The organism is Actinacidiphila paucisporea, assembly GCF_900142575.1.
Taxonomy (GTDB): domain Bacteria; phylum Actinomycetota; class Actinomycetes; order Streptomycetales; family Streptomycetaceae; genus Actinacidiphila; species Actinacidiphila paucisporea.
In genome coordinates this window covers 1-26,219 of the sequence record NZ_FRBI01000039.1, presented here as the reverse complement: position 1 = coordinate 26,219, position 26,219 = coordinate 1, and the positions used below count along the sequence as shown (strand labels likewise).

Here is a 26,219-nt window from a genome sequence, read left to right as displayed (position 1 = left end):
CACCGGGACGGGGCCGCGCGGTTCTAGGGAAGTCCTAAGGTGCGCCGAGGCCGGCGTGAAGCGCGCCTTGGTCTGCTGGCGGCACGAGAGAAAGGGGGCGCACCGTGCGCCACAAGACAGCGCTCATCACCGCGACAGCCGTCGCCTTGGCCCTGGGAGCCACCACGGCCTCCGCGGCCGGCACCGGCCCGACGTCCGGCACCGCCGCCAAGAAGCCGGCCCAGTGCGCGCCGGCCGAGCCGAGCGGCAGGCTGGAGAAGGCCCTGCGGGACGTCAAGATCGCGCTCGGCGCGAACGGCGGCAAGCTGACGGACAAGGTCTTGGCGATCTTCGCCAAGGACATGGGGATGTCCACCGCCCAGGCCCGCAAGACCCTCGATCACATCTTCGCCGACGCCGGCTCCGCCCCGGCGAAGCCCGGCGACCCGGGCGGCAAGGACGGAAAGGACGGCAAGGACGGCAAGGACGGCACGGACGGCAAGGGCGGCACGGGCAGCACGGACGGGAAGGACGACAAGGGCGGCAAGGACGGCACGGACGGCAAGGGCGGCACGGGCAGCACGGACGGGAAGGACGACAAGGGCGGCAAGAAGGGGCAGGACGGGACGGACGACAAGGGCGGTCCTGCCAGCGTCTTCACCGCCGCGCAGCTGGCCAAGGTGCTCGGCGTGCCGCTGGCCAAGGCCCAGGCGGCTCTGGACGCCCTGCAGAAGCTGGCCACCGGCCCGAGAGGCAGCGTCGACGAGAACAGCCCGGCCTTCGCCGCGGTGGCCGCCGGGCTCGGGGTGACCCCGCAGCAGCTCACCAAGGCGATCGTCCAGCTCAAGACGGCCGCGGGCAAGCCGGGCGACGGCAAGCCCACCTGCAAGCCGGACCCGGGAAAGCCGGACCCCGGAAAGCCCGGCAAGGGCAAGCCGGCCCCCGGTAAGTCCGACCCGGGCACGTCAGACCCGGGCAAGCCCGGCACTTCGGGCAAGGGTGCCGCCGACGCCGGCAAGACCCTGATCCCGCGCTGACAGGCACTACGGCACCCTGACGCCATGCGAGTGCTGGTGGTTGACGACGATGACGCGGTACGCCGATCGCTGGCGCACGCCCTGACCCGGGACGGGTACGAGGTCGCGGTGGCGGCGGACGGCGCCGCCGCGCTGGCGTCGCTGGCCGCCGGACGGCAGGACGCGGTGGTGCTGGACATCCTGATGCCGGAGCCGAACGGGCTCGAGGTGTGCCGTGCGCTGCGGGCACGCGGCGACCGTACGCCGATCCTCATGCTCACCGCCCGCGACCTGGTCGCCGACCGGGTCGCGGGCCTCGACGCGGGCGCTGACGACTATCTGGCCAAACCGTTCGCGCTGGAGGAGCTGCGGGCCAGGATCCGGGCGCTGCTGCGCCGCTCCGGCGCCGACCAGGAGGTGCTGCGGTTCGCGGACCTGGAGATGGACACCGCCGCGTGCCGGGCGACCCGCGGCGGCCGGGTGCTGGATCTGACCAGGACCGAATACGCCCTGCTCGAGCTGTTCCTGCGCAATCCGCGCCGGGTGCTGAGCCGCACGCTGATCTTCGACTCGGTATGGGGCTACGACTTCGGCCCGTCGTCGAACGCCTTGTGGGTGTACGTGAGTTACCTGCGCGCCAAGCTGGAGGCCGGCGGTGAGCCGCGGCTGGTGCAGACCGTACGGGGCCTGGGGTACGTGCTGCGGGAGGGGCCGTGAGCCTGCGCAACCGGTTGGCGCTGGCGGGCGGCGCGGTGGTGCTCGCGGCCCTGGTGCTCGCCTCGCTGGTGCTGTATCCGTCACTGGGCGCCAAGCTGAACGAGCAGCACGACACCGAGTTGGTGTCGGCGGCGGCCCAAGCACCCGAGATGGTGCGGGCGTTCAAGGAGAAGGGCGCGGCGGCGGCCGTCGCGGAGGGCGGCCCGGACAGGCCGGCGATCCCCAGCAAGCCCGTCGATGTCGGCCCGGCCCTGCTCCAGTTCGTGGTGCCGCCGGTCAACGCCGGTGCCACGGAGGGCTTCACCGACGTCAGCGCCCGGGACGTGGCGGTCGCACAGGGCGAGCGGCCGGCGTATTTCCACGACGCCTCCTACGGCGGCCGGCACTACCGGATCTACACCGCGGAGATGGTCGACAGCCCCGGTGTCCTGGTGCGCACCGCCATCCTGACGTCGGTGGTGCAGGGCACGCTGAACCGGCTCGCCTTCCTGCTGGTGGCGATCGCGGCGGGCGGCTGCCTCCTGGCTGCGGTGGCGGGACGGCTGGCGGCCGGGCGGGTGCTGCGGCCGGTGCGGCAGCTCACCGAGACCGTCGAGCACGTCACGGCGACGCAGGACCTGACCGCGCGGCTGTCGGCGGACGGGCGGGACGAGATCGCCCGGCTGACCCGGTCGTTCGCGGCGATGATGGCCGCCCTGGAGGAGTCGGTGGGTGCGCAGCGCCGGCTGGTCGCGGACGCCTCGCACGAGCTGCGCACCCCGCTGACCAGCCTGACCACCAACCTGGAACTGCTGGGCGAGGGACCGGCGCTGGCCGATCCGCAGGCGCCCGCGCTGGTCGCGGAGGCCCGCGCCCAGGCCGCCGAGCTGACCTCGCTGGTCAACGACCTGGTGGACCTGGGCCGCTACGGCGGGGTGCGGGCCCACACCGAGGACACCCGGCTCGACCTGCTGGCCCGCCGGGTGCTGGACCGGGCGGCGGCCAGGTCGCCGCGGCTGGACTTCACGGCGGAGCTGGCGCCGTGCCTGGTGCACGCCGACCCGGACGCGGTGGAGCGGGCGATCGGCAATCTGGTGGACAACGCCGTAAAGTGGAGCCCTGAGGGGGGCCGGATCACGGTGGTGACCACCGCCGCCGGTGTGCTGTCCGTGAGCGACCGGGGCCCGGGTATCCCGGCGTCCGACCTGCCCTTCGTCTTCGACCGCTTCTACCGCTCGCCGGCGGCGCGTTCGCTGCCCGGTTCCGGCCTCGGGCTGGCGATCGTGCGGCAGATCGCCGAGACGCACGGCGGCACGGTGACGGCGGAGCCGCTGCCGCGGGGCGTACGGCTCCGGCTGGCGCTGCCGCCGATCGCCTGAGGCTCCGGGACCACGGCCGCCGGGGCGGAACGTACCGGGGGCGTAGCGCAGCGTTTGCGTTTTCTTCACCCGCCTCACGGTTCGCAGGTGCCCCAGCCGCCCCTATCTTTGGCATGCACACTGCACAGCGCTGATCGCCCCCGCAGGTCCGCTCCCGCCCCCCTCACCGGAGGTAACCCGTGCCCAGCCGTAGCCGTACCGCCCTGTTGACCGCCTGCGGCCTCGCCGCCGCCTCCGCCGGCCTGTGGACGGGCATCGGCGGTGACGCCCACGCGGCAGGCTCCGTCCCGACCCCCGCCCACACCGTCGTGGTGGTCATGGAGAACCACGCGTACAGCCAGGTGATCGACAGCTCCAGCGCCCCCTACATCAACTCGCTCAAGGCCGGCGGCGCGAACCTGTCCCAGAACCACGCCATCACCCATCCCAGCCAGCCGAACTACTACGCCCTCTTCTCCGGATCCCTGCAGGGCATCACCAGCGACAGCTGCATCACGCCCGGCTTCAGCTCGGCCGCGAACCTGGGCTCCGAGGTGACCGCCGCGGGCAAGACATGGGGCAGCTACAACGAGTCCCTGCCGAGCCAGGGTTCGACCACCTGCAAGAGCGGCAACTACGCCCAGAAGCACAACCCGTGGTTCGGCTTCTCCAACGTGGCGACGTCCAGCGCGAAGACCTTCGCGCAGTTCCCGACCGACTACTCGACGCTGCCCACGACGTCGTTCGTGGTGCCCAACCTGTGCAGCGACATGCACGACTGCTCGGTGTCGACCGGTGACACCTGGCTCAAGAACAACCTGGGCGCGTACGCGACCTGGGCGAAGACGCACAACAGCGTCCTCGTCGTCACCTTCGACGAGGACAACTCGCAGAGCGGCAACCGCATCCCGACCGTCCTGTACGGCCAGCCGGTGACGGCGGGCAGCTCCAGCTCGACCACCTACAACCACTACAACCTGCTGCGGACGCTGGAGGATCTCGCGGGCACGTCGGGCCACGCCGGCCAGGCCGCTTCCGCGTCGGACATCACCGGCATCTGGACCAGCTGACCGATGTACGTCAGCGAGAGCCGCGGGAGCACACCCGCGGCGGCCTCGCGTACCGCTGCCCGGGGCCCGCGCCCCGGGCGGCGTTCCGCGGTCGCCTCCACCGTGCTCGCGCTCGGCGCGGTCAGCCTGATCACGGACGTCTCCTCGGAGATGGTCACCGCGGTGCTGCCGCTCTACCTGGTCACCGGCCTCGGCCTGTCCCCGCTGGGCTTCGGTCTGCTCGACGGCGTCTACAACGGTTTCAGCGCCCTGGTCCGGCTGGTCGGCGGCCATCTCGCCGACCGCGGCGGCCGCCACAAGCAGGTCGCCGCCTTCGGCTACGGCCTGTCCGCGCTGTGCAAACCGCTGCTGCTGGCCGTCCACACCCTGCCGCTGATCGGCGCGGTGCTCGCCGCCGACCGCACCGGCAAGGGCCTGCGCACCGCCCCGCGCGACGCCCTGATCTCCCTGTCCTCGCCGCCGCAGACCCGCGGCCGCGCCTTCGGCGTCCACCGGGCGATGGACACCACGGGCGCGCTGCTCGGCCCGCTGGCCGCCTTCCTGATCCTCCGCCGGGCCGCGGACGGCTACGACGCGGTCTTCACGGTGAGCTTCTGCGTGGCGGCGGTCGGGGTGCTTGTGCTGCTGCTCTTCGTGCCCTCACGGGTGCGGGAGGCCGCCGCCCCGGCCCCCGCCGGAGCCGCCGGGGCCGAGCGCCCCTCGCTGCGGGCCGCTGTCGCCCTGCTCGGGCGGCGCGAGCTGCGCGGACTGGCGCTGTGCGCGGTCGCGCTCGGGCTGGCGACGGTCAGCGACTCCTTCGTCTACCTCATGCTCCAGCGCCGGCTCGGCGTGCCCGACCGGTGGTTCGCGCTGCTGCCGCTCGGCACCGCGGGCGCCTTCCTGCTGCTCGCCGTGCCGCTCGGCCGCTGGGCCGACCGGGTCGGCCGCTGGCGGGTCTTCGTCGGCGGCCATTTCGCGCTGCTGCTGGCCTACGTCCTGCTGCTGACCACGGTGCACTCCGGCGTCCTGTCGTACGCGGTGCTCGCCCTGCACGGCACCTTCTACGCGGCCACCGACGGGGTGCTGATGGCGGCGGCGGCCGGTTCCGTACCGGCGGCGCTGCGCTCCAGCGGTCTCGCGCTGGTGCAGACCGGGCAGGCCGCGGCGCGCTTCTGCTGCTCCCTCGCCTTCGGCGCGGCCTGGACCGCCTTCGGCGACCGGTCGGCGCTGTCCGGTGCGGCGGTCGCGCTGCTGGCGAGCGTGGCGCTCTCGGTCAGGCTGCGACCCGCGGAGGCGGTATGAGCACGGGTACAGGTACGCAAGCGCCTTCCGGCGACGGGCCGTTGAGCGTACGCGGCAAGCTGCTGGTGCTGCTGGCCGCCGTCGTGGTGCTCGCGACGGTCGCCGGGGTCGCGGTATGGCGGGCCGCCGGCCGGGCGGAGGCCAGGAACCACGTGCAGGCCGGCGGCCCGGCCGTACACGCCGGCAAGGTGTCGCTGGCCGCGTCCGGGCCGCCGCGCATCGTCTTCCGCTCGATGGCGTGGGGCCCGCACCGCGACGAGCTGGCCAGCGTGCCGGCCGCCGCACCCGACGGCCCGCGCACCGCCTCCGGCGTGACCTGCCTGCGCTTCTACGCCGCGGGCGGCACCGGCATCTGCCTGCAGGCGGAAAGGGGCCCGGTCAACGACAGCTACCGCGCCCTGGTGCTGGACTCCCGGCTGCGCACGACCCGCCGCGTCGACCTGGCCGGCATCCCCACCCGCGCCCGGGTCTCCCCCAGCGGCCACCTGGCCGCCTGGACCGTCTTCATCGGCGGCGACTCCTACGCGGGCACGAACTTCTCCACCCGCACCTCGATCCTGGACACCCGCACCGGCGTCCTCCAGTCCACCCTGGAGGACTACGCCCTGACCCGCGACGGCAAGCGGCTGCGGGCCGCCGACCTCAACTACTGGGGTGTCACCTTCGCCGACGACACCCACTTCTACGCCACCGCGGCGACCGGCGGCCACACGTACCTGATCCGCGGCGACGTGACGGCGAGGACCGCGGTCACCCTGCGCAGCAACGTCGAATGCCCGTCGCTGTCCCCCGACGGCACGCGTATCGCCTTCAAGAAGCGCGTCCCGGGTCTCGACCCCGACGCCCCCTGGCGGCTCTACGTCCTCGACCTGTCCACCCTCCGCGACCACCCCACCGCCGAGACCCGCAACGTCGACGACCAGGCCGTCTGGCTCGACGACGCGACCCTGGCGTACTCGCTCCCCGGCGACTACGGCTCCGACCTCTACACCGCCCCCGCCGGCGGCGCCGGCGCGCCCCGCCTGCTGGCCTCGTCGGCGCTGTCCCCGTCCCGGCTGGACTGACCGGTCTCAGGCGCCGGGCCTCAGGCGCCGGGCGCGTCCTCCGCGTCGCCGCGGGCCGCCTCCTCCAGCAGCTTCTCCAGGTCCGGATAGGCCGCCAGCTTCGCCTGGTGCAGGGCGGCGACGCGGGCGCCGACGGCGGGGTCGGGATCGTCGGTGAAGCGCACCGCGGACAGCCGGGTGAGGTAGGGGAGGATCTCCGGGTCGCCCGCGATGTGGACGGGGTCGTTCATGTAGCGCTCCATCGCGTCGACGTCCGCCACCCCGACGCTGTAGGCGTGTGTGAAGCCCTCGGCCGGGTCGCCGAGGTCGCGCCCGACGGTGCCGAACTCCGCCGCCTCCACCGACGCGGTGCGCCGCATCGCGGCCAGCACCTCGGCCTGCCGCTGCTCCGTGGTGCCCGGCCTGAAGGCGAATCGCAGCACGTTGACGATCATGGTCGCTCCGTTTCATTGTTCTGAACCAGCGGGTTCAATTTAATGGACCTGCCGGGAAGGTGGCAAGCCCTCCCCCACGGTTACGATGGGCCCGTGACGGCGACGACCAGGGGACGTATCGACAAGCGGCAGGCGATCCTGGACGCGGCCTTCACCGTCTTCACCCGGCGCGGATACGCGGCCGCGGGCATGCAGGAGATCGCCGACGAGGCGGGCGTCGCCAAACCGACGCTCTACAACCACCTCGGCGACAAGGAGACCGTCTTCCGGCGCGCGATGGAGGCGGCGGCCGACACCGTGAGGGCGGAGAACACCGCGATCGTGGAGCGGTTGCGGGCGCCCGGCGAGGACCTGCGGGCGGCACTGGAGGACGTGGCCCACCGGATGCTGCTGGTCTGCTGCGGCGAGCGGGCGGGCGCGCTGCGCCGGCTGACCCTCGCGCAGGCCGGGGAATTCCCCGAGCTGGTGGTGGCCGTCCACGAGCGTACGGCGATCCGGCTGTCCGACGCGCTCGCCGACCGGCTGGCGCGGCTGTCACTGGACGGCACCCTGCGCCGCTGCGAACCGGCGCTGGCGGCCGAGCAGTTGCTCGCGCTGCTCACGGGCCCGATGGAGGCCCGCTCGCGCCTCGGCACCCGCGACGTCCCCCCCGACCAGACCCGCGCGATCGCCCGCGCGGCCGTCACCACTTTCCTGGCCGCCTACGGCCCGCGGGCCGCGGACACGGGGAATCCTGGCCGGCCCGGCCACGTCCCGTCCACACCCTGACCGGCCAGCCACAATCACCGCCCGGGGCGGGCCCGCCGTCTGATCCGGAGACCCAGCCGCGCACCGCCCCCCGCCTACCCCGCCCGGGACGAGGATTCGCCGCCCCCGCGGGTGAGACGACTCCGGGCCAGCGGCAGTGTGCCGCTGGCCCGGTCGGTCGCTCGCACCCGAAAGGGCGGCTGACCTGCGCTTACAGGTTCGGCAGGTTCTTGCGGAGCTCGAAGGCGGTGACCTCGGAGCGGTACTCCTCCCACTCCTGCTTCTTGTTGCGCAGGAAGAAGTCGAAGACGTGCTCGCCCAGGGTCTCGGCGACCAGTTCGCTGCGCTGCATCAGGTCGATGGCCTCGCCCAGGTTCTGCGGGAGGGGCTCGATGCCGAGGGCGCGGCGTTCGGAGTCGGAGAGGGCCCACACGTCGTCGTCGGCGCCGGCCGGGAGGTCGTAGCCGTCCTGGATGCCCTTCATGCCGGCGGCCAGCAGGACGGCGTAGGCCAGGTACGGGTTGGCGCCGGAGTCGAGGGAGCGGACCTCGACGCGGGTCGAGCCGGTCTTGCCGGGCTTGTACATGGGGACGCGGATGAGCGCGGAGCGGTTGTTGTGGCCCCAGCAGATGTACGAGGGTGCCTCGCCGCCGGCGCCCGCGGTGCGCTGGGAGCCGCCCCAGATGCGCTTGTAGGAGTTGACCCACTGGTTGGTGACCGCGGAGATCTCGCCGGCGTGCCGCAGCAGGCCCGCGATGAAGGACCGGCCGACCTTGGAGAGCTGGAATTCGGCGCCGGACTCGTAGAAGGCGTTGCGGTCGCCCTCGAAGAGGGACAGGTGGGTGTGCATGCCCGAGCCGGGGAATTCGGAGAACGGCTTGGGCATGAAGGTGGCGTGCACGCCCTGCTCCAGGGCGACCTGCTTCATGACCAGGCGGAAGGTCATCACGTTGTCGGCGGTCGACAGCGCGTCGGCGTACCGCAGGTCGATCTCCTGCTGGCCGGGGGCGCCTTCGTGGTGGGAGAACTCCACCGAGATGCCCATCGACTCCAGCATGGTGATGGCCGTGCGGCGGAAGTCCATGCCGACGTTCTGCGGGGTGTGGTCGAAGTAGCCGGAATTGTCGGCGGGGGTGGGGCGGCCGCCGTCCAGCGGCTTGTCCTTGAGCAGGTAGAACTCGATCTCGGGGTGCGTGTAGAAGGTGAAGCCGAGGTCGGAGGTCTTGGCCAGGGCGCGCTTGAGTACGTAGCGCGGATCGGCGTAGGACGGGGAGCCGTCGGGCATCAGGATGTCGCAGAACATCCGGGCCGTGCCGGGGCCCTCGGCCCGCCAGGGCAGGATCTGGAAGGTGCCGGGGTCCGGCTTGGCGATCATGTCGGATTCGTACACCCGGGCGAAGCCCTCGATGGCGGAGCCGTCGAAGCCGATGCCCTCGTCGAATGCCTGCTCCAGCTCCGCGGGGGCGACGGCGACCGACTTGAGGTAGCCGAGTACGTCGGTGAACCACAGGCGTACGAAGCGGATGTCCCGCTCCTCGAGGGTCCGGAGAACGAACTCCTGCTGCTTATCCATATCCATCCATCCTCGCCGGTCAGGCACCGCTCCCCCGCCTGGTCCCGGGCGGGGATCATGAGCATTGCATCACACCGTTTCACGTGCGTTGCAGTCGCGGCTCACCCCCATAGTGCCCGCTGCGAGGCCTCAGCCGAAGGTGTCGATGGAGGTGATCTTCCACGTGCCGCCCTGGCGGACGGCGTCCACCGCGAACATGGCGGCCGCATAGGTGCTGCCCGCACCCGCCTCGGCCGTGCTGGTGTTGCGCTGGTCGGCGAAGACCAGCACGCGCGCCCGGTCGCCGTCGATCGCCTCGACGCCGGTGTCGGTGACGGTGGTGGTCAGCACCAGTTTCTGCGCGGAGGCCTGGGCGCGTACCCCCGCCAGCATGCCGGCGTACTGCTGCACGGCCTTTCCGGTGAGCAGCCGCCGCGCGGCGGCGTCGGTGCGGGCGGTGTCGGCGTAGTCGTAGGAGAAGACGGCGTTCACCGCTTGGGCGATCTGGCCCTTGACCTCGCTGGTGGCGGCCGTGTCGGTCAGCGCGGTGTTGCGGGTGGCGACCGTGTCGTGCAGCGCGCCGGCCCGGCTCGCGGCGAACGCGGCGAAGCCGCCGAGCAGCACCGTCAGCACGGCGAGCAGCGTGACGGCGACGGGCATCGGGCGGCGGGGGGCGCGTTTCGGCTCGGCTGCGTCCGTCACGCGGGTACGCGTGCGGATCGGTGCCGGGCCGCCGCGTACCGTACGCTCGCCCGCCCGCTCCTCCGCCGCCGCGGACACCGCGGCCAGCCTGCGCTGCCGGTTGATCAGATGACGGGTGGTCGACATGGCGCGTCGGTCCTCTCGCGTACGGCGTCAGTGGCTCGCGGTCGGCTGCGGAGTCGTGGTGGCGGGACCAGGGGTGGTGGGGGTGGTGGCGGGGTCGGGAGCGCTGTCGCCCGTCGGGGCCTGGCCCAGCGCGCTGAGCTTCCAGCCGCCGGCGGTCCTTGTCAGCTCGCCGAGCATCCGGCTCTCCTTCACCGCGGGCTTGGCCTTGGGCGCCTGGACGGTGATCCGCAGCGCGACCATCACGCTCGCCCTGCCGGTCCTGGTGTCCAGCTCGGTGACCGCGCCGGAGAGCACCTTCGCGGTGCTGACCGTCCGGGCCTGCTGCACCTGCTTGGCGAAGTCGGCACGGCCCTGAGTGAGTTGGGTGTGGAGGTCGCCGGTGGTGGAGTCCTCCCAGATGTCCAGTCCGTGGTCCAGGTCGCCGTGGTCCAGGGTGTTGAGGTTCTGTACGGCCTGCTCGCCCGCGGCGAGCACGGCGTCGCGCTGGCGGGCGAAGGCGGCGTCGCCGTCGTGCGCGGCGCCGTACCAGGACCAGCCGGTCAGTACGGCGGCGAGGGCCGCGGCCACCGCGAGGGTGAGCGCCATGGCGAGGAGCGGGCGCCGCCGGAGGGCGGACTGCGTGGGTGCCATCGGGACTTCTCCTACCGGGCCTTGAGGTCGTTGATCCGCCAGTGGCCGCCGACCAGGTGGGCGGAGACCGAGAGTTGGGCTGCCGCGCTGGTGGCGGTGGCGCCGGCGCGCTGGGCGGTCTGGTCGAGGAAGACCAGCAGCCGGGCGCGGTCGCCGGTGAGCGAGACGACACCGGCCCGCACCACCCGGGTGGTGAGGGTGAGGCGCTGGTCGGCGACCTGCTGCCGGATCTGCGTGAAGAGCTGCTGGTACTGCCGGGCCGCGGCACCTTCCAGCAGGTCGTGGGCGGCCTGGGCGGTGGACTCGGTGTCGTCGGGGGTGTACGCGAAGATCCGGCTGAGCGCGTCGCTGACGTCACCGGTGAGCCGGCTGGTGGCCGCGGTGTCGGTGAGCGCGTGGTTGCGTGCGGCACCTGGGTCCTTCAACTGCTGCGCCGCGTAACCGAATCCGCCCCCGGCCAGTACGAGGGCCGCGATCACCGCGACGGCGGCGGCCCGGCGCGGGTCGCGCCGGAGGAAGCCGGGCAGCCGCGGGCGCGGCAACCGCCGCCGCACAGGGGCGCGTTCACCTTCTTCGGCGTCGGCCCCCGCCGTGTGGTGCTCGGTCGCTGTCATCCGGGTTCCCTCCTCCGCTCTCAACTCGACCCGACGGGGACGGCGGTGAGCGCCGTGAGCTTCCAGCCGTCGGCGGTGCGGGACAGGCCCGCCTCGAAGCGTTTGCGGTCGGTGGTGGCCGTGCCCGTGGCCGGGGTGACCTGGACCTGGACGGTGGCGATGAGCTTGGCCGTCCCTGCCCTGGTGTCCAGTTCGGTGACCGCCGCGTCGGTGACGGTGCCGCGGGTGGAGGTGCCCGACCGCTTGAGAGTGGCGGCGTCCGCGGTGTGCGTGGCGGCCATCCGGTCGTGCAGCGGGCCCGCGGTCACCGTGAGCCACCGGCCGAGGTCGCTGTCGGCGTGGGCGGCGTCGACGGTGTTGAGCCGGGCGATGTCGCGCTGCCCGTCGGCGAGCGCGGCGTCCCGCGCCTTGCCGTAGCTCAGCGCATCGTCACCGCGGGTGCCGGCGTACGACCAGGCGCCGAGCGCGCAGACGGCCGCCGCGACCGTCCAGGCCGCCACCCACCCCGCGGCCCGCCGCCGTACCCGCAACGCCCGCGGTGCTCGCAGCGCCCGCAAGGCCCGCAGCAGGGACGTCCCCGCCGTCTCGATCCGCTTCCTCACGGCGTCACCCCCAGCAGATCGGCCATGGTCGCGGGACTGCCGGACGGCAGCGCGGGCAGGCCGAGCGCGCCGGGCAGGGCGGGGCCGGCCGGGGCGGTGTACGGACGCGCCGAGCCCTGGCCGTTTCCGGTCGGCAGCACCGAGCCGGGCTCGGCGGGCGCCGGCACCCCTCCCCCGTCGGGCGCGTGCGCGGAGCCGCGGACGTCGGTGCCGCCGGCGACGGGGGCGGTGCAGCGGGCCGCGGTGTTGAACGCGGTCGCCGGGGCGCTCGTGTCGAGGCCGTTGCGGTAGGCGGTGCCGCCGTATCCGGAGGTGCAGGGCAGCGGGGAGAAGAAGGTGACCGCCATGCCGAAGCGCAGGCCCTTGGGGCCGATCGCGGTGGAGCCGGCCGAGACCACCGCCGGCACCGTCACCAGGTACTCCTCGATGCCGCGCTGCCGGGTCGCCGCGATGTCGGAGGTGGTGAGCAGGTTGGCCAGCACCACGCTCAGCTGCGGTCCGACGTCCCTGAGCAGCGCGCTGACCTGGGTGGCGGCGTCAGGTGCGGCGGCGATCAGCCGGCGCAGGTCGGTGTCGGAGGCGTTGAGCTGGGCGGCGAGCTGGTTGGCGCTGTGCGCGAAGGACGTGATGGCGGCCCCCTCGTCGGCCTGGGTGCGCAGCACGGTCTGCGCGTCGGCCATCAGCCGGGTGTCGGTCGGCAGGTTGGTGTCGGCGGCGGAGATGAAGTGGCCGCTGGAGTCCAGCAGCGACTGGAGGTTGCCGGCCTGCCCGTCGAAGACGCGGCCGAATTCGTCCACGACGGTGCGCAGCGAGTTCAGCGGTACGGAGCCGGCCAGGTCGTTGACGCTGGTGAGCAGGTTGGTGACGGGGGCCGGGATCTTCGTGTCGGCCTCGTCGACGCGTGAACCGTCGTGCAGGAAGGGGCCGTTGACGGTGCTGGGCCGCAGGTCGATGTACTGCTCGCCGACCGCCGACAGGCTCGCCACCACCGCCTGGAGGTGGGCGGGGATGCGCGGCGCCGAGTCGTTGATGCGCAGGTCCGCCTCGACGCCGTCGGTGGTGAGCCTGATCGGGCCGACCCGGCCGACCGAGACGCCCCGGTAGGTGACGTCGGAGTGCTCGAACAGGCCTCCTGCTTCGGGTAGTTCGACCTTGACGGTGTAGTAGCCGCGCAGCCCCACGTAGCGGCCGAGGTCGGCGTAACGCACCCCGAGATAGCCGAGTACCAGCACGGCGACGACCAGGAAGGCGATGTTCTTCACGACCGTGGTCCTGGTCAGCATCAGCGGCCCCCCGACGTGGTGGTGACCGAGGGCAGCGGCAGCGGCAGCGTCATGGGGAGGCCGCCCTGGTTCCTCGGCTGTTTCTGCTGCTTCGGCTTCTTCGACCGCGGCGTCCCGTCCTGCGGTTGGGCCGTGCTGTCGTAGCTGTTGTCCTTCGACTCCAGGATCGGGACGAGCTGGGTGCCGGGGACCGCGGTCAGGTCGAGGTAGACGTTGAGGTAGTCGCCCTTCACACCGCTCAGCACCTCGTCGGTGAACGGGTAGGTGAGCAGCACCTGGAGGGAGTCGGGCAGGTCCTTGCCCGAGTCGGCGAGGCGTTGCAGGGTGGGCGCGAGGGCCTGGAGGTCGGCGACCATGTCGTCCTTGCTCCGGTTGACGGTGTCCACCGCGACGCCGGAGAGGGTGTCGAGCGCCCGCAGCATGGTGACCAGCGAGCCGCGCTGCTGGTCGAGCACTTTCAGGCCGGGGCTGAGGCCGGTCAGCACGGTGCCGATCTTCTGGTCGCGGGCGGCCAGGGTGGCGGACAGCTCGTTGACGCCGTCGAGCGCGTCGGTGATGTCCTGCTTGTGGCTGTCCAGGTCGCCGACCAGGGTGTCGACCTGCGTGAGCATGTCGCGGACCTGCGGTTCGTTGCCGGTCAGCGCCTTGTTCAGCTCGACGCTGACGGTCTTGAGCTGCTGGATGCCGCCGCCGTTGAGCAGCAGCGACAGCGCGCCGAAGACCTCTTCGACCTCGGGGTTGCGGTTGGTGTGCGAGGTGGGGATGAGGGAGCCGCCGGCGAGCCGGCCACGGGCGGGTTCGCCGGCCGGCGGCGCGGACAGCTGGACGTACTTCTCGCCGAGCAGGCTGGACTGCTCCAGGTGCGCGTAGGCGTTCGCGGGCAGCCGGACCTTGCCGTTGACCTTCATGGTGACCAGGGCGGACCAGCCGTCGTCGGCGAGGCGGATCGAGCTGACCCGGCCGACGGCGACGTCGTTGACCCGGACCGCCGCCTGCGGGACGAGGTCGAGGACGTCGGCGAACTGCGCCCTGACCGTGTAGGGGTGGCCGCCGAGGTCGGCGCCGCCGGGCAGCGGGATGCTCTGCACCCCGCCGAGGGAGCAGCCGGCCAGGGTGAGGCCGAGCAGCGCGCCGGCCGCGGCCGCTTTCGTACGCCGTCGGTTCATCGCGCGGCCCCCTGGGTGGTGACATCCCCGGCCGCGGGGAAGGGCAGCGGGAGTTGTCGCGCGGCCGGGGAGGCGGTGGTGGTGGACGCGCCTTTGGACCCCGGGGCGGAAGCGGGCGTCCGCCGCGGCGGGTTGACGCCGCCGCCCATGCTCAGCTCGTTGATGTCGGTGCGGCCGTCGATGGTCTGGTGCTGCGGGTCGTAGGCGTTCAGCAGGTTGTCGGCGGCCAGCGGTGCGGTGTCGAGGAGTTCGGCGAGCGAGGCCCGCTGGTCCACCAGGGTCGCGGTGATCGGGGCGAGCTTGTTGATGCCGGCGGTGAGCCGGCCGCGGTTGTCCTGGATGAAGGTCTTCACCTGGCCCAGGGCCGTGGACAGTTGCTGGAGCGCGCCGCCGAGGTCCTCCTTGTCGGCGGCCAGGAAGCCGGTGACGGTGGAGAGTTGGTCGGCGGCGGCTTTCACCTTGCCGTCGTTGTTCTTGAGCATCGTGGTGAAGGACTGGAGGGCGGACAGGGTCGCGAACAGGTCGCCGCTGTGGCTGTCGAGGGTCTTGGAGGCCTGGCCGAGCTGGTCGATGCTGTCGCCGATGGCCTTGCCGTTGCCGTCGAGGTTCTGCGCGCCGGTGTCGAGCAGTCCGGACAGCGCGCCGGTGGTGTTGGCGCCGTCCGGGCCGAGGGCGTCGCTGAGCTGGGTGATGCTCTCGTAGAGCTGGTCGATCTCGACGGGGGTGGCGGTGCGGCCGGCCGGGATGACGGCGTGGTCCTGCATCTGCGGGCCGCCCGTGTAGGCGGGGGTGAACTGGACGTAGCGGTCGGCGACGACGCTGGGGGCGACGACCACGGCTCCCGCGTCGGCGGGCACCTTGACGCCGTGGTCGAGGTGCAGGGTGACCTCGACCTGCTTGCCCACGGGCTTGACCGCCTCGACGGTGCCGACCTTCACGCCGAGGATGCGCAGGTCGGAGCCCTTGTAGACGCCGACGGTACGGTCGAAGTAGGCGGTGACGCGGTGGCCGCCGGGGCCGCCGAAGGCCATGAAGCCGGCGGTGACGGCGGACGCGACGAGCACGCCGACGACCAGGCCGGCCACCAGCAGCCGCCCGGGCAGCCGGAGGGCGGGACGCGCGGGCCGCGGCAGCCGGGGGCGCGGGCGCGGGCGGATGAGGGTCATGACGCGCTCCCGGTCGCCTTGGGCGGCTCGCACCCCTGGATGGGCGGGGTGCCGGCCGGCAGGTAGTTCCTGGGCACCAGGCCGCACAGGTAGCTGTCGAACCAGCGTCCGTTGCCCAGGGTGTTGCCGACGAGCCGGTAGTAGGGGCCGGCCAGGGCCAGTGCCTGGTCGAGGCTGGACTGGTTGGCGACCAGGACGCCGGTGACCCGGTCCAGGGCGTCCAGGGTCGGGGCCAGCTGCCGGGTGTTGTCGGCGACCAGGCCGCTGAGCTGGATGCCGAGGTCCTGGGTGCCGGTGAGCAGGGTGTGGATGGCGTCCCGCCGTTTCTGGATCTCGCCGAGCAGCAGGTCGCCGTCGGAGATCAGGGTCTGGAAGCGGCTGTTCTGGTCGGCGAGGGTTTGCGTGAGCTGCTTGCTGCCGGTCAGCAGCCGGGCGAGCTGCGCGTCGCGGCTGGAGACGGTCTGCGACAGCGACGACAGCCCGGTGGCGGCGCTGCGTACCGACGACGGGGTGTCCTTGAAGGTGTCGGAGATCGTCTGGAAGCTCGCGGCGAGCTGCCGGGTGTTGAGGGCGCCGAGCGTCCGGCCGAGCCCGTCGAAGGCCTGGGTGACGTCGTACGGCGAGGTGGTGCGGCTTTTCGGGATGCGGGTGCCGGGGTCCTGCTCGCCGCTGCCGAGCGGGTCGACGGCCAGGTATTTCTCGCCGAGCAGCGTCTTGATGCCGATGGCGGCGGTGCTGGCGTCGCCGATCCAGGTGTGCCTGACCTTGAAGGTGACCTCGACCTGGGCGCCGTCCAGCGAGACCCCGGTGACCTTGCCGACCTTGACGCCGGCGACCCGCACCTCGTTGCCGGGGCGCAGGCCGGCCGCTTCGGTGAAGTTCGCCGAGTAGCTCGTGCCGCCGCCGATCACCGGCAGCGCGTCGGCGTTGTAGGCGAGGAGCCCGGCCAGGGCGAGCACCAGCAGGCCGACCGCGCCGACGGCGACGGGGTCGCGTTCCCGCAGCGGGCGGAAGAGGGGTCTGCCGCGGTCGGCGGGGGCGCGGTGGCGGAAGGGCGAACGCAGCCGCGGACGTGGCCACTTCATGACCGGCACCTCGCTTCGTCGATCGTGATGCCGGTGGGCGGCTCGCTGCTGTCCGAGGTGGTCACGCCGGCGACCGTGGCCTGGCAGAGGTAGAGGTTGAGCCAGGAGCCGTACGACGCGGCACGTCCGACGGCCCGGAATTTCTGCGGGGTGTTGACCAGGAAGTCCTGCAACTGCGGTGTGGCGTCGCCGAGGTTGGCGGAGAGCCTGCCGAGCTGGGCGATGGAGTCCTTCAGCGGCCGGCGGCCCTGGGTGAGCAGGCCGGCGGTGCTGGTGGTCAGCTGGGAGATCGCGGTGATCGACTCGCCGATCGGCTCGCGGTCGCCGGAGAAGCCGGTGACGAGCTGCTGGAGGGTGGCGACCAGGTCGTTGAAGTTGGCCTCGCGGGTGTTGACGGTGGTCAGCACGGTGTTGAGGTTGTCGATGACCTGCCCGATGACCTGGTCCTTGGCGGCCAGGGTGGTGGTCAGCGAGCCGATGCTGCCGATCAGGCTGTCGACGGTGCCGCCCTCGCCCTGGAGGACCTGGACGATCTCGCCGGCGAGCTGGTTGACGTCCTTCGGCGACAGGCCCTCGAAGAGCGGCTGGAAGCCGGCGAAGAGCCGTGTCAGGTCCAGGGCGGGGGTGGTGTGGTCGAGGGGGATGGTCTGGCCGGGCTCCAGGACCTGGCCGACCGGTCCGGTGCCCTGTTCGAGGTCCATGTAGCGCTGGCCGACCAGGTTCAGGTATTTGATGGTGACGTCGGCGGACCTCGGCAGGCTGCGTTCGCGCTGGACCGAGAAGTGCACCTTCGCCAGGTTGTGCCGGTAGACGGTGATCGAGTCGACCTGGCCGACCTTGACCCCCGCGATCCGTACGCTGTCGCCGGACATCAGTCCCGTGGTGTCGGTGAACAGCGCGTTGTAGCCGCGGGTGTCGCCGACGCCCGACCCGGCGATGCTGATCGCGAGCACGGTGGTGGCCAGGGCCGTGACCAGGATGAAGATCAGCGACTTGATGACCGGTCCGGCAAGGCTGCGGCGCTTCACTTGACGGTCACCTCCGCCCCGCGGAAGACCGGCCCGGTCAGCAGGCTACTCCAGTCCGGCAGGTCACCGGGGGCGGTGCGCGCGCCAGGTGCGAGGAGTTCGTCGATCAGCTCGTTCTCCTGCGGGGAGTTGGCCGGCGGGGTGGTGCCCTTGCCGGTGTAGGGAACGGGGTAGCACTGCGGGCCGCCGCTCTTGCCGTACGCCGGAGTGTCCTGGCCGGGGGTGTAGCCGCCGCGGGAGGGGACGCTGGTCAGGTCGATGTGCAGGCCCGGCCGGCGGGTGCCCTTGCCGAGCGCCTTGTCCATGGCGGGGACGAAGTCGGCCAGGGTGCGCAGGGTGCACGGGAAGGAGGGGGCGTACTTCGCGAGCAGGCCGAGGGTGCCGCGGCTGTCGGCGGCCAGCCGGATGATGTTGGGGCTGTTCTGCCGCAGGTAGGTGGTGACGTCCTGGGCGGTGCCGGTCGCGGTGCCGTAGAGGGTGCTGAGGCCGGCCTGCTCCTCGGCGATGGTGCCGCTGGTCCTCGTGAACTCGGTGAGGGCCTGCACGATGTCGGGGGCGGCGGCGTCGTAGACGCGGCTGACGGTGACGAGTTGCCTGATGTCGTCGTTGAGCGCCGGCAGTTCGGGGTTGAGCTTGCGGAGGTAGCCGTCCAGCTGCACCAGGGTGGTGCCGAGCTGGGTGCCGCGGCCGTCCAGCGCGGTGGCGACCGCGTTGAGGGTGGCGGCGAGTTTCTGCGGCTGGACCGCGGTCAGCAGCGGCATCACGTTGTCGAGCACCTGCTGCAGCTCCACCGCGTCGCCCGACCGGTCCTGCGCGATGGTGGCGCCGGCGGTGAGGGACGGGCCGGCGGTCCCGGCGCCGGCGGGCGGCACCAGGGCCACGAAGCGGGCGCCGAAGAGGGTGGTGGGCAGCATCTGGGCGGTGACATCGGCGGGGATGCGGCGCAGCCGGCCCGGGTCGAGGGCCAGCGTGAGCCGGGCGCCCTGCCCGTCGGCGTGGATGGCGCTGACCCGGCCGACGACGACCCCGCGGACCTTGACGTCGGCGCCCGGGTGCATCTCGTTGCCGACGCTGCCGGTCACCACGGTCACCGTCGCGTCGTCGCTGAAGTCCTTGTCGTAGACGGCGACGGCGAGCCAGGCCAGCAGCGCGGGGACCAGCAGGAAGACCAGGCCGGCCGTCCTGCGGCCCGCCGTGGTGCCGCGCAGCCGGGCGCGGCCGGAGGCGGGCGGCACGGGTGTACGGGTCTCGGTGGCGGTCATCCGGCCACCCGCACGGTGGTGGTGGCGCCCCACAGCGCCAGCGACAGGAAGAAGTCGGTGATCGAGATGATCACGATGGCGTTGCGCACCGACCGCCCGACCGCGATGCCCACCCCGGCGGGGCCGCCCTTGGCGGTGTAGCCGTAGTAGCAGTGCGCGAGGATGACGATCACGCTGAAGATCAGCACCTTCAGGGTGGACAGCAGCACGTCCTCGGGCGAGAGGAACAGGTTGAAGTAGTGGTCGTAGGTGCCGGGCGACTGGCCGTTGAAGGAGACGGTGACCAGCCGGGAGGCCGCGTAGCTGCTGAGCAGGCCGATGCCGTACAGCGGCACGATCGCCACGACCCCGGCGATGATGCGGGTGCTGACCAGGTACGGCATGGAGCGGATGCCCATGCCCTCCAGCGCGTCGACCTCCTCGTTGATCCGCATCGCGCCGAGCTGGGCGGTGAAGCCGGCGCCGACGGTCGCGGACAGGGCGAGGCCGGCGACCAGCGGGGCGATCTCGCGGGTGTTGAAGTAGGCGGAGATGAAGCCGGTGAAGGCGGCGGTGCCGAGCTGGTTCATGGCCGCGTAGCCCTGGAGTCCGACGACGGTGCCCGTGGCCAGCGTCATGCCGATCATCACGCCGACGGTGCCGCCGATCACGCCGAGCCCGCCGCTGCCGAACGCGACCTCGGCGAGCAGGCGTTGCACTTCCCTGAGGTAGCGGCGCAGGGTGCGCGGGATCCACAGCACTGCGGTGACGTGGAAGATGAAGTGGTCGCCGGTCTCGTCCAGCCAGCGCAGCGGGCGGTCGAGGAGTGCCATCGGTCAGGCCCCCTTCTGCGGGACGAGCTGGAGGTAGACCGCGGTGAGCACGACGTTGACGAAGAACAGCAGCAGGAAGGTGATCACCACGGACTGGTTGACGGCGTCGCCGACGCCCTTGGGGCCGCCCTTGGGGTGCAGGCCGCGGTAGGCGGCGACGATGCCGGCGATGAAGCCGAAGATGACCGCCTTGACCTCGCTGATGTAGAGGTCGGGCAGTTGCGCGAGCGAGGAGAAGCTGGAGAGGTACGCGCCGGGGGTGCCGTGCTGGACGATGACGTTGAAGAAGTAGCCGCCGGCCGTGCCGACCACCGAGACCAGGCCGTTGAGCAGCAGCGCGACCAGCATGGTGGCCAGCACCCGCGGCACGATCAGCCGCTGCACCGGCGAGACGCCCATGACCTCCATGGCGTCCAGCTCCTCGCGGATCTTGCGGGAGCCGAGGTCGGCGCAGATCGCGCTGCCGCCGGCGCCGGCGATGAGGAGGGCCACGATCAGCGGGCTGGCCTGCTGGATCACCGCGAGCACGCTGGCGCCGCCGGTGAAGGACTGGGCGCCCAACTGCTGGGTCAGCGAGCCGACCTGGAGGGCGATGACCGCGCCGAAGGGGATCGAGACCAGTGCGGCGGGCAGGATCGTGACGCTGGCCACGAACCAGAACTGCTCGACGAGTTCCCGCATCTGGAAGGGCCGCCGGAAGGTGTCCCGTACGGTCGTGGCGGCGAGCGTCATGAACTGGCCCGTCTGGCGCAGCGCCCCGGTGCCGGGGATCGGGCGGCGGGGCGCGGGCTCGCGTACGCGCACCGGTGCGCTCATGCCGGCTCCCCCTGGACGGGGGCGAGTCCGGACCGCACGGCGGTGCGTGCCGCGGCGGGCAGCTGGTCCCACATCGCCAGCACCCGCGCCTTGCGCCGCTGTACGGCCAGCCGCGGCGGCATTCCCGGGCTCGGTTCCAACTGCGGTACGACCACGGGTCGTTCGATCGGGACGGTGGCGTCGTCGGCGAGCTGCTCCAGGGCGAGGGTGGCCTCGTCCTTCTCCTCCGCCATGCCGATCGGGCCTTCGCGGCGCCCGCTGAGGAACTGCCTGATCACCGGCACGTCGCTGGTCAGCAGCAGCTCGCGCGGCCCGAAGGTGACCAGCTCGCGGCGGAAGAGCATGCCCATGTTGTCGGGCACGGTCGCGGCGATGTCGAGGTTGTGGGTGACGATCAGCATCGTCGCGTCGATCTGCGCGTTGAGGTCGATCAGCAGCTGCGAGATGTAGGAGGTGCGGACCGGGTCCAGGCCGGAGTCGGGCTCGTCGCACAGGATGATCTGCGGGTCCAGCACCAGGGCGCGGGCGAGGCCGGCGCGCTTGCGCATGCCGCCGGATATCTCGCCGGGCAGTTTGCCCTCGGAGCCGACCAGGCCGACCATGTCCATCCGCTCCATGACGACGCGGCGGATCTCCGACTCCTTCTTGCGGGTGTGCTCGCGCAGGGGGAAGGCGATGTTGTCGAAGAGGTTCATCGAGCCGAACAGCGCGCCGTCCTGGAACATCAGGCCGAACAGCTTGCGGGTCTGGTAGATCTCCCGCTCGGGGCCGTTGACCATGTCGACGCCGTTGACGAGCACCCGGCCGCGTTCCGGTTTGAGCAGGCCGATCACGGACTTGAGGAAGACGGTCTTGCCAGTGCCGGAGGGGCCCAGCATCACGCTGACCTCGCCGGGCGGCAGGGTGAGCGTCACATCCTGCCAGACGGTCTGTTTGCCGAAGGACTTCGTCAGGCCTTCGACGATCACTTCGATTCCCACGGGCACCTCCCTGGGGGCGTTCGGGGCGGACGGGCGGCTGTCGGGGCGGACCGCGGGCGGGTCAGCGGTGCGGCGGGGTCGGGTACGGGATCTCGGGGTCGCAGTTGAGGAAGGCGCTCGGGATGCACAGCGGCCCCTGGATGAGGTTGAGCGAATTGCCGGGCCCGGAGATCGACGCGGTGAGCAGGGCGTCGACGTCGTCCCCGTGGGCGGCGCAGCCGGTGAAGGGCGGGATGGTGAGGTCGTCCTGGTGGAGCGGGCCGCCGCTCAGCTCGTTGTAGTCCGTGGGCTTGAGCACCCCGCCGCCCTCGGCGGTGTTGCTGTTGTCGATGCCGGTCAGCGCGATGTCGAGCGGTTTCACGGTGTGGCAGTCGGGCCCGACGTCCAGCGGCGTGCCGTTGACCTCGACATGGCTGAGGCGCAGTTGCAGCTTGCCGTAGACGGTGGTGGTGGTGACGTAGTCGCTGCCGCTGCTGCCGACGATGACCAGGGTCAGCACACCGACCTGGGACAGCGACATCACGGCCGAGGTGGGCATGAAGCCGAAGGTCAGGAAGGTGGAGTTCGCCGGCGGCAGGTCCAGCGTGGCGATGGAGTCGAACTCGCTGTAGAGGGAGCCGTCTTGCTGGAAGCCGATCCACACGCCGGTCTGCGTGACGTCGGTCAGCGCCGGGTGTTCGTCGAGGTCGTTGATGACGGAGGCGCCGTTCAGCTTGGCGACGTTGGACAGCCCCGTGAGGAAGGTGCACTCCGCCTGGCGGTCCGCCGGTGCGACCGGGATGTTGAACGAACCCTCCGGGCGCTTCTGGGCGTCCAGGACCTTCTGGTCGGGCTCGCCCTTCGGCGGGGCGGGACAGGTCGAGACACCGGAGTGCGGGGGCGCGGCCAGGGTGATCGTCCCGTTCCCGCCGGGCGCGGCGGTGCCGGGGCGGGCGCCCGGCGCCGCGGTCGGGGAGCCGGACGGCCGGGACCCGGGCGCAGCGGCGACGCCGACCTCGCCGAGCAGGGTGGCCTGTCCGGCCTTCGGCGCGCAGGCGGCGGTCGCGCCGCCGTCGGCGGCGGCGGCGGTGACCGGACGGCTCGCGGCCGCCCGGTGGGCGGGGCGCACCGCGGCGGTCCCGGGCGGGGCGGCAGCGCCGGACGCCTCCCCCGGCGTGCCGCCGGCGGGTGGCGGCGTGGTCGCGGGCGGCGCGGGTGCCGGGGAGCCGGCGGGCGGGGCGGTGTCGCCGGCCTTCGCGTAGACGGTGAGGTCCAGCCGTCCGGCGTCGAACCTGACCGTGCCGGGGGCGGTGACGCGCAGCGCGGTGGCGTCCCCGGTGAAGGTCAGGTCCAGGCCGTCCGCGGCGGGTGTGGAGGCGGCGCGGAGCCCGGACCACACCGCGTCGGCGGCGGACCGGCCCTGGGTGACCCGGGCGGTGAGCGATCCGGTGGCGGTGGCCGAGGCGGTGCCGGCCGGCAGGACGGCGCCGGCGGCGTGCCGGTCGAGGACCACCTCGACGGTCAGCGGGCCGGGTTGGATACGCGTTCCGACCGCGCCGGTCGAGGGGTACCGCTGGTGGACGGTGACGGTGGCGTCCGCGGTCGCGGTGGCACCGGAGGCGGGGGCGCCGGGCGCGGACGTGGCAGTGGCAGTGGTGGGGGCAGTGGCAGTGCTGGGGCTGCTTTCCACGGGGGCGCCCGCGGAGCCGGTGCCCGCAGTGAAGGCGCAGCTGTAGGCGAGTTCGACGGAGCCGTCGGGACCGGAGGCCGCGGAAGGAGTGCCGGGCAGTATCCCGGCCAGGACGGCGACCGACGCGGTCGCGGCCGTCAGTGCCGCCCGGCGCAGATTCACGGCACCTCGCATCGGCTGGACTCCTCATGGCTGGCACGGCGGCGACGCACGGACATTACGGGCGGGTAATAAGACCGTTCAAGTGATCGATCGGTGCGAATTCGGCGAGCCCGACCGGGGCCACTTTTCTTGTCATCCGGTGACAATCCGGCAGCCGGCAACTGTCACCGGGTGAGCAACGGGCGCGCGGCGCCGGAGAACGCCGAGCCCCGGCGGGGACGGTGCCCGCCGGGGCTCGGCACGACGACGAGGGAGGTGCCGTCCGCCCGCGGGGGCCGGGGTGCCGGACCCGCGGGCGGGCGGAGCGGCCTCAGGTCGCGTTGACCGCGAGGGTGGCGGGCGTGACGACGTAGTTGGCGTTGTAGACGACCGCGTCGCCGTTGTTGATCAGGCCGAGGCACAGACCGCTGACGCCGGAGACGACCAGCGTGCCGGCGTTGATCGCCAGCGTGTGGGTGCTGTTGTTGTAGCTGCCGGTGACCGTGCCGGCGACGGTGGCGTTGCACGCGCCGGACAGGGTGGCGTTGACGCCGGTGATCGAACCGGGGGTGACACCGCCGGAGGTGGGGCCGGTGGCGTTCAGCTTCCAGGGGGTGGCGTTGGCCTTCACCGTGAAGCTGATGCCGCTGATCGTGCACTGGTTCCACCCGAGGGTGGACAGCGAGGCGACCTGGATCGCGGTGGGCGCACCGGCGGTGTAGGTGCCGTTCGGCGCGGTGCCCGCGGCGGTGGCCGAGGTGCAGGTGAGCTTGACCTTGGTCTTGCTGTCCGTCAGCGTCGGGCCGGAGGCGGTGGCCGAGATGGCGCCGCCCGCGTTGGTGCTCCCGCTGACCTTCGCCGAGCTGACGCTGGCGAAGGCGGGGGCGGCGGCCAGACCGACGACGGCGACGATCGCGGCGCCCGTGGTCACCGTTCCCGTGAACGCCTTGGTGAGCTTGCGCATGGGCTGATCCCTTCCGTGATACCGAGGAGTTCGACGTGCCTGATAAACCGAAACCGCGCCCTCGGCGCACACGTCACCGCACGTCGGGGGCGGAATTCGGCTGCGACTGCTATCTGGAACGTGGGGCACCGATTCCCTCGGGTGCCCTCGCAGAGCTGGACGTTACGCACGGGTAACCGGAGGGCGCAACAATCGCGCCCAAGATTCCGTCCCGCACCCTACCGCCGGGTAATTTTCTGTCACCGGGGCAACATCACCCCTGCTTCTTTTGTCGGCGAGTGAGCATTCACCGGGCCGCGCCCCGCCGCCGCGCCGGCGCCGCCACGCGGGCCGGCGCCCGGTCCCCGCCTGCCCCCTGCCAGGCCGACAACGTTTCCGCATCCACAGGGCTGCGCAGCGTGAACATTTGGTCTATGTTGCAGCAAGGCCACCGACGCGAAGACGCGGTACGGGAGGGGAACGGGCATGTCCGTCATGCGGCAGGTCCCTGATCAAGGGGAGATCGCGGGTCCGATACCCCGGGAGTTCGCCGCGATCATGCGCCCGGAACTGCCAAGCCTTTTAAAAGAGATGGCAGCTGAAATCGTCGCCGCGATCCCCGAATACGGGCATCTGCTCGAAGGCCCGAACAGCAAGGTGATCCGCTTCGGTATCGAGCAGAGCATCGCCAGTTTCGTGGACCGGGTCGCCGCCCCCACCGCCACCACCTCGCAGCGCGACGACCTGTGCCGGCGGTTCGGCCGCTACGAGGCGTACGAGGGGCGCAGCCTGGACAACCTCCAGGCGGCCTACCGGATCGGGTGCCAGGTGGCGCTGCGCCGGGTGCGCACGGTCAGCCGCCGCTACAACCTGTCGGCCGCCTTCATGCTCACCTTCGCCGACGCCCTCTTCGCCTACATGGGCGACCTGGCCGAACTCTCCCAGGAGGGCTACGTCCAGGCCCTCGCCGAACTCGGCGAGGAGCCCGACAACCGGCGCCGGCGGCTGCTGCGCCGCATCCTCGGCGGCACGGCGGTGGCCCGCAGCGCGCTGGCGGAACTGGCGGAGCACTGCGCCTGGCGGCTGCCTGACGAGGTGACCATGGTGGCGCTCGCCCCGGGCACCCGGCCGCGCCGCCAGGCCCTGGACGCGGACATCCTCCAGGACTTAGCCGACCCCGAGCCGTGCCTGCTGGTGCCGGGGCCGCTGACCGAGGACCGCCGGGCCTGCGTCGAGGAGGCGCTCGGCGGCTGCCGGGCCGCGGTCGGGCTGACCACCGGGCTGGGCGAGGCGGCGGACTCGCTGCGCTGGGCCCGGCACACCCTCGCACTGGCCGGCTCAGGGGCGGTGTCGGGCGGGCCGCTGCTGCTCAGCGAGGACCACCTGCTGCCGGTGTGGCTGCTGAGCGACGTGGCGCTGGCCGACCAGATGGCCGCCAGGTACCTGGCACCGCTGGCCGCCCTGACGCCCGCCCAGCAGGCCCGGCTCCTGGACACGTTACGGATCTGGCTGACCACCCGGGGCACCGCGGCGCAGATCGCCGAGCAGCTGGGCGTCCACCCGCAGACGGTCCGCTACCGGATGCGCATCCTGGAGCGGGCCTTCGGCCAGCAGCTCACGCGTCCCGACGAGCGGTTCGCCACCGAGATCGCGGTGCGGGCCCTGCACCTGCGCGACGGCGGCGCCGCCGCCCGAGCCCCCCGCCGGCCGGCCGCTCCCCGGGTACCGCGGCAGCACTGAACCGCGGGCGCGACCCCCGCCACCGCGACGGCGGGCGGCGGCGCCCGCCATGGGCACCGCCGCCCGCCGTCGCGGGCCGGGTCCTGGGAAGGACGAGGGCCGGGTGCTGGGGCCTGTCGTGTGGATCTCCGCGGCGTCGCGGCGCCCGGCACGCACATCTGCCGCGTTGTCGTCAGTCGACGACGGCTCCGCGTCGCCTCCTTCCTCCGCCTTGCAGCTGCACGCACCGAGCACCGCTCCTTCCTCCACGGAGATCC

The 26,219-nt window shown here is 72.5% G+C and carries 25 protein-coding genes; 8 read left to right on the top strand and 17 right to left on the bottom strand.

The window, feature by feature from the left end:
- Positions 1 to 104: 104 nt before the first annotated feature.
- The 6 genes from BUE44_RS33170 (at position 105) to BUE44_RS33145 (ending at position 6,464) form a co-directional block, all read left to right on the top strand.
- Positions 105 to 1,016 carry a hypothetical protein gene (locus BUE44_RS33170; protein WP_073502733.1) on the top strand — a complete coding sequence of 304 codons (912 nt, stop codon included), beginning with the start codon at positions 105 to 107 and terminating at the stop codon, positions 1,014 to 1,016.
- Positions 1,017 to 1,040: 24 nt separating this feature from the next.
- The gene (locus BUE44_RS33165) at positions 1,041 to 1,712 is read left to right on the top strand and encodes a response regulator transcription factor (RefSeq protein ID WP_073502732.1); all 672 of its coding nucleotides are present in this window, start codon (positions 1,041 to 1,043) and stop codon (positions 1,710 to 1,712) included.
- Entirely contained in the window at positions 1,709 to 3,070 is a 1,362-nt protein-coding gene (locus tag BUE44_RS33160) for a sensor histidine kinase (RefSeq protein ID WP_073502731.1), read from the top strand. Before BUE44_RS33165 ends, BUE44_RS33160 begins: the two co-directional genes overlap by 4 nt.
- A 179-nt stretch (positions 3,071 to 3,249) precedes the next feature.
- Complete coding sequence (locus BUE44_RS33155; RefSeq protein ID WP_073502730.1) at positions 3,250 to 4,119, top strand: alkaline phosphatase family protein; 870 nt, start codon at positions 3,250 to 3,252, stop codon at positions 4,117 to 4,119.
- 3 nt (positions 4,120 to 4,122) lie between these two features.
- Positions 4,123 to 5,400, top strand: a complete 1,278-nt coding sequence (locus BUE44_RS33150; protein WP_200804602.1) for an MFS transporter — start codon at positions 4,123 to 4,125, stop codon at positions 5,398 to 5,400.
- A complete protein-coding gene (locus tag BUE44_RS33145) occupies positions 5,397 to 6,464 on the top strand; it encodes a TolB-like translocation protein (protein ID WP_407640087.1) in 1,068 nt (355 codons plus the stop codon). The genes BUE44_RS33150 and BUE44_RS33145 overlap by 4 nt, the downstream gene beginning before the upstream one ends.
- Positions 6,465 to 6,484: 20 nt before the next feature.
- On the opposite strand, the gene BUE44_RS33140 is transcribed toward BUE44_RS33145, so the two are convergent.
- Positions 6,485 to 6,898 (bottom strand): Dabb family protein, encoded by a 414-nt coding sequence (locus BUE44_RS33140; protein ID WP_073502728.1) that lies wholly within the window; start codon positions 6,896 to 6,898, stop codon positions 6,485 to 6,487.
- Positions 6,899 to 6,991: 93 nt separating this feature from the next.
- On the opposite strand from BUE44_RS33140, the gene BUE44_RS33135 reads away from it, so the two are divergent.
- Positions 6,992 to 7,666, top strand: a complete 675-nt coding sequence (locus BUE44_RS33135; RefSeq protein ID WP_235002711.1) for a TetR/AcrR family transcriptional regulator — start codon at positions 6,992 to 6,994, stop codon at positions 7,664 to 7,666.
- Positions 7,667 to 7,856: 190 nt separating this feature from the next.
- Here BUE44_RS33135 and BUE44_RS33130 read toward each other — a convergent pair whose 3' ends face one another.
- From BUE44_RS33130 to BUE44_RS33055, 16 genes are all read right to left on the bottom strand, one after another.
- Positions 7,857 to 9,218 carry a glutamine synthetase family protein gene (locus tag BUE44_RS33130; protein ID WP_073502726.1) on the bottom strand — a complete coding sequence of 454 codons (1,362 nt, stop codon included), beginning with the start codon at positions 9,216 to 9,218 and terminating at the stop codon, positions 7,857 to 7,859.
- A 129-nt stretch (positions 9,219 to 9,347) separates the two neighbouring features.
- Entirely contained in the window at positions 9,348 to 10,025 is a 678-nt protein-coding gene (locus BUE44_RS33125) for a hypothetical protein (RefSeq protein WP_073502725.1), read from the bottom strand.
- Between the two features lie 27 nt (positions 10,026 to 10,052).
- A complete protein-coding gene (locus BUE44_RS33120) occupies positions 10,053 to 10,655 on the bottom strand; it encodes a nuclear transport factor 2 family protein (protein WP_073502724.1) in 603 nt (200 codons plus the stop codon).
- 11 nt (positions 10,656 to 10,666) lie between these two features.
- Positions 10,667 to 11,269 (bottom strand): hypothetical protein, encoded by a 603-nt coding sequence (locus BUE44_RS33115; RefSeq protein ID WP_073502723.1) that lies wholly within the window; start codon positions 11,267 to 11,269, stop codon positions 10,667 to 10,669.
- A gap of 20 nt (positions 11,270 to 11,289) precedes the next feature.
- A complete protein-coding gene (locus BUE44_RS33110) occupies positions 11,290 to 11,799 on the bottom strand; it encodes a hypothetical protein (protein ID WP_073502750.1) in 510 nt (169 codons plus the stop codon).
- A 68-nt stretch (positions 11,800 to 11,867) separates the two neighbouring features.
- Positions 11,868 to 13,154: an MCE family protein gene (locus BUE44_RS33105; protein ID WP_073502722.1), complete on the bottom strand. Its 1,287-nt coding sequence runs from the start codon at positions 13,152 to 13,154 to the stop codon at positions 11,868 to 11,870.
- Positions 13,154 to 14,320, bottom strand: a complete 1,167-nt coding sequence (locus BUE44_RS33100) for an MCE family protein (protein ID WP_073502721.1) — start codon at positions 14,318 to 14,320, stop codon at positions 13,154 to 13,156. The genes BUE44_RS33105 and BUE44_RS33100 overlap by 1 nt, the downstream gene beginning before the upstream one ends.
- Positions 14,317 to 15,486 (bottom strand): MCE family protein, encoded by a 1,170-nt coding sequence (locus tag BUE44_RS33095; protein WP_073502749.1) that lies wholly within the window; start codon positions 15,484 to 15,486, stop codon positions 14,317 to 14,319. Before BUE44_RS33095 ends, BUE44_RS33100 begins: the two co-directional genes overlap by 4 nt.
- Positions 15,483 to 16,571: an MCE family protein gene (locus BUE44_RS33090; protein WP_079190311.1), complete on the bottom strand. Its 1,089-nt coding sequence runs from the start codon at positions 16,569 to 16,571 to the stop codon at positions 15,483 to 15,485. Before BUE44_RS33090 ends, BUE44_RS33095 begins: the two co-directional genes overlap by 4 nt.
- A complete protein-coding gene (locus BUE44_RS33085) occupies positions 16,568 to 17,599 on the bottom strand; it encodes an MCE family protein (RefSeq protein WP_073502720.1) in 1,032 nt (343 codons plus the stop codon). The genes BUE44_RS33090 and BUE44_RS33085 overlap by 4 nt, the downstream gene beginning before the upstream one ends.
- A complete protein-coding gene (locus tag BUE44_RS33080; protein ID WP_079190308.1) occupies positions 17,596 to 18,861 on the bottom strand; it encodes an MCE family protein in 1,266 nt (421 codons plus the stop codon). The genes BUE44_RS33085 and BUE44_RS33080 overlap by 4 nt, the downstream gene beginning before the upstream one ends.
- Positions 18,858 to 19,673, bottom strand: coding sequence for an MlaE family ABC transporter permease (locus BUE44_RS33075; RefSeq protein ID WP_073502719.1), 816 nt, complete (start codon positions 19,671 to 19,673; stop codon positions 18,858 to 18,860). Before BUE44_RS33075 ends, BUE44_RS33080 begins: the two co-directional genes overlap by 4 nt.
- Before the next feature lie 3 nt (positions 19,674 to 19,676).
- The gene (locus BUE44_RS33070) at positions 19,677 to 20,489 is read right to left on the bottom strand and encodes an MlaE family ABC transporter permease (RefSeq protein ID WP_073502718.1); all 813 of its coding nucleotides are present in this window, start codon (positions 20,487 to 20,489) and stop codon (positions 19,677 to 19,679) included.
- Complete coding sequence (locus BUE44_RS33065; RefSeq protein WP_073502717.1) at positions 20,486 to 21,469, bottom strand: ABC transporter ATP-binding protein; 984 nt, start codon at positions 21,467 to 21,469, stop codon at positions 20,486 to 20,488. Before BUE44_RS33065 ends, BUE44_RS33070 begins: the two co-directional genes overlap by 4 nt.
- 61 nt (positions 21,470 to 21,530) lie before the next feature.
- On the bottom strand, positions 21,531 to 23,312 hold the full coding sequence (locus BUE44_RS33060; protein ID WP_073502716.1) for a hypothetical protein: 1,782 nt from the start codon (positions 23,310 to 23,312) through the stop codon (positions 21,531 to 21,533).
- Between the two features lie 298 nt (positions 23,313 to 23,610).
- Entirely contained in the window at positions 23,611 to 24,243 is a 633-nt protein-coding gene (locus BUE44_RS33055) for a hypothetical protein (protein WP_073502715.1), read from the bottom strand.
- Positions 24,244 to 24,708: 465 nt separating this feature from the next.
- Between BUE44_RS33055 and BUE44_RS33050 the strand changes: the two genes are divergently transcribed.
- Positions 24,709 to 25,962: a helix-turn-helix domain-containing protein gene (locus tag BUE44_RS33050; protein ID WP_073502714.1), complete on the top strand. Its 1,254-nt coding sequence runs from the start codon at positions 24,709 to 24,711 to the stop codon at positions 25,960 to 25,962.
- The last annotated feature ends 257 nt before the right edge of the window (positions 25,963 to 26,219 follow it).

Bases quoted from the DNA above. Each gene is read 5' to 3' on its own strand.
- BUE44_RS33165 (WP_073502732.1), top strand. From the start codon at position 1,041: ATGCGAGTGCTGGTGGTTGACGACGATGACGCGGTACGCCGATCGCTG.
- BUE44_RS33150 (WP_200804602.1), top strand. From the start codon at position 4,123: ATGTACGTCAGCGAGAGCCGCGGGAGCACACCCGCGGCGGCCTCGCGT.
- BUE44_RS33145 (WP_407640087.1), top strand. From the start codon at position 5,397: ATGAGCACGGGTACAGGTACGCAAGCGCCTTCCGGCGACGGGCCGTTG.
- BUE44_RS33140 (WP_073502728.1), bottom strand. From the start codon at position 6,898: ATGATCGTCAACGTGCTGCGATTCGCCTTCAGGCCGGGCACCACGGAG.
- BUE44_RS33130 (WP_073502726.1), bottom strand. From the start codon at position 9,218: ATGGATAAGCAGCAGGAGTTCGTTCTCCGGACCCTCGAGGAGCGGGAC.
- BUE44_RS33125 (WP_073502725.1), bottom strand. From the start codon at position 10,025: ATGTCGACCACCCGTCATCTGATCAACCGGCAGCGCAGGCTGGCCGCG.
- BUE44_RS33120 (WP_073502724.1), bottom strand. From the start codon at position 10,655: ATGGCACCCACGCAGTCCGCCCTCCGGCGGCGCCCGCTCCTCGCCATG.
- BUE44_RS33115 (WP_073502723.1), bottom strand. From the start codon at position 11,269: ATGACAGCGACCGAGCACCACACGGCGGGGGCCGACGCCGAAGAAGGT.
- BUE44_RS33105 (WP_073502722.1), bottom strand. From the start codon at position 13,154: ATGCTGACCAGGACCACGGTCGTGAAGAACATCGCCTTCCTGGTCGTC.
- BUE44_RS33100 (WP_073502721.1), bottom strand. From the start codon at position 14,320: ATGAACCGACGGCGTACGAAAGCGGCCGCGGCCGGCGCGCTGCTCGGC.
- BUE44_RS33095 (WP_073502749.1), bottom strand. From the start codon at position 15,486: ATGACCCTCATCCGCCCGCGCCCGCGCCCCCGGCTGCCGCGGCCCGCG.
- BUE44_RS33090 (WP_079190311.1), bottom strand. From the start codon at position 16,571: ATGAAGTGGCCACGTCCGCGGCTGCGTTCGCCCTTCCGCCACCGCGCC.
- BUE44_RS33080 (WP_079190308.1), bottom strand. From the start codon at position 18,861: ATGACCGCCACCGAGACCCGTACACCCGTGCCGCCCGCCTCCGGCCGC.
- BUE44_RS33075 (WP_073502719.1), bottom strand. From the start codon at position 19,673: ATGGCACTCCTCGACCGCCCGCTGCGCTGGCTGGACGAGACCGGCGAC.
- BUE44_RS33070 (WP_073502718.1), bottom strand. From the start codon at position 20,489: ATGAGCGCACCGGTGCGCGTACGCGAGCCCGCGCCCCGCCGCCCGATC.
- BUE44_RS33060 (WP_073502716.1), bottom strand. From the start codon at position 23,312: ATGCGAGGTGCCGTGAATCTGCGCCGGGCGGCACTGACGGCCGCGACC.
- BUE44_RS33055 (WP_073502715.1), bottom strand. From the start codon at position 24,243: ATGCGCAAGCTCACCAAGGCGTTCACGGGAACGGTGACCACGGGCGCC.
- BUE44_RS33050 (WP_073502714.1), top strand. From the start codon at position 24,709: ATGTCCGTCATGCGGCAGGTCCCTGATCAAGGGGAGATCGCGGGTCCG.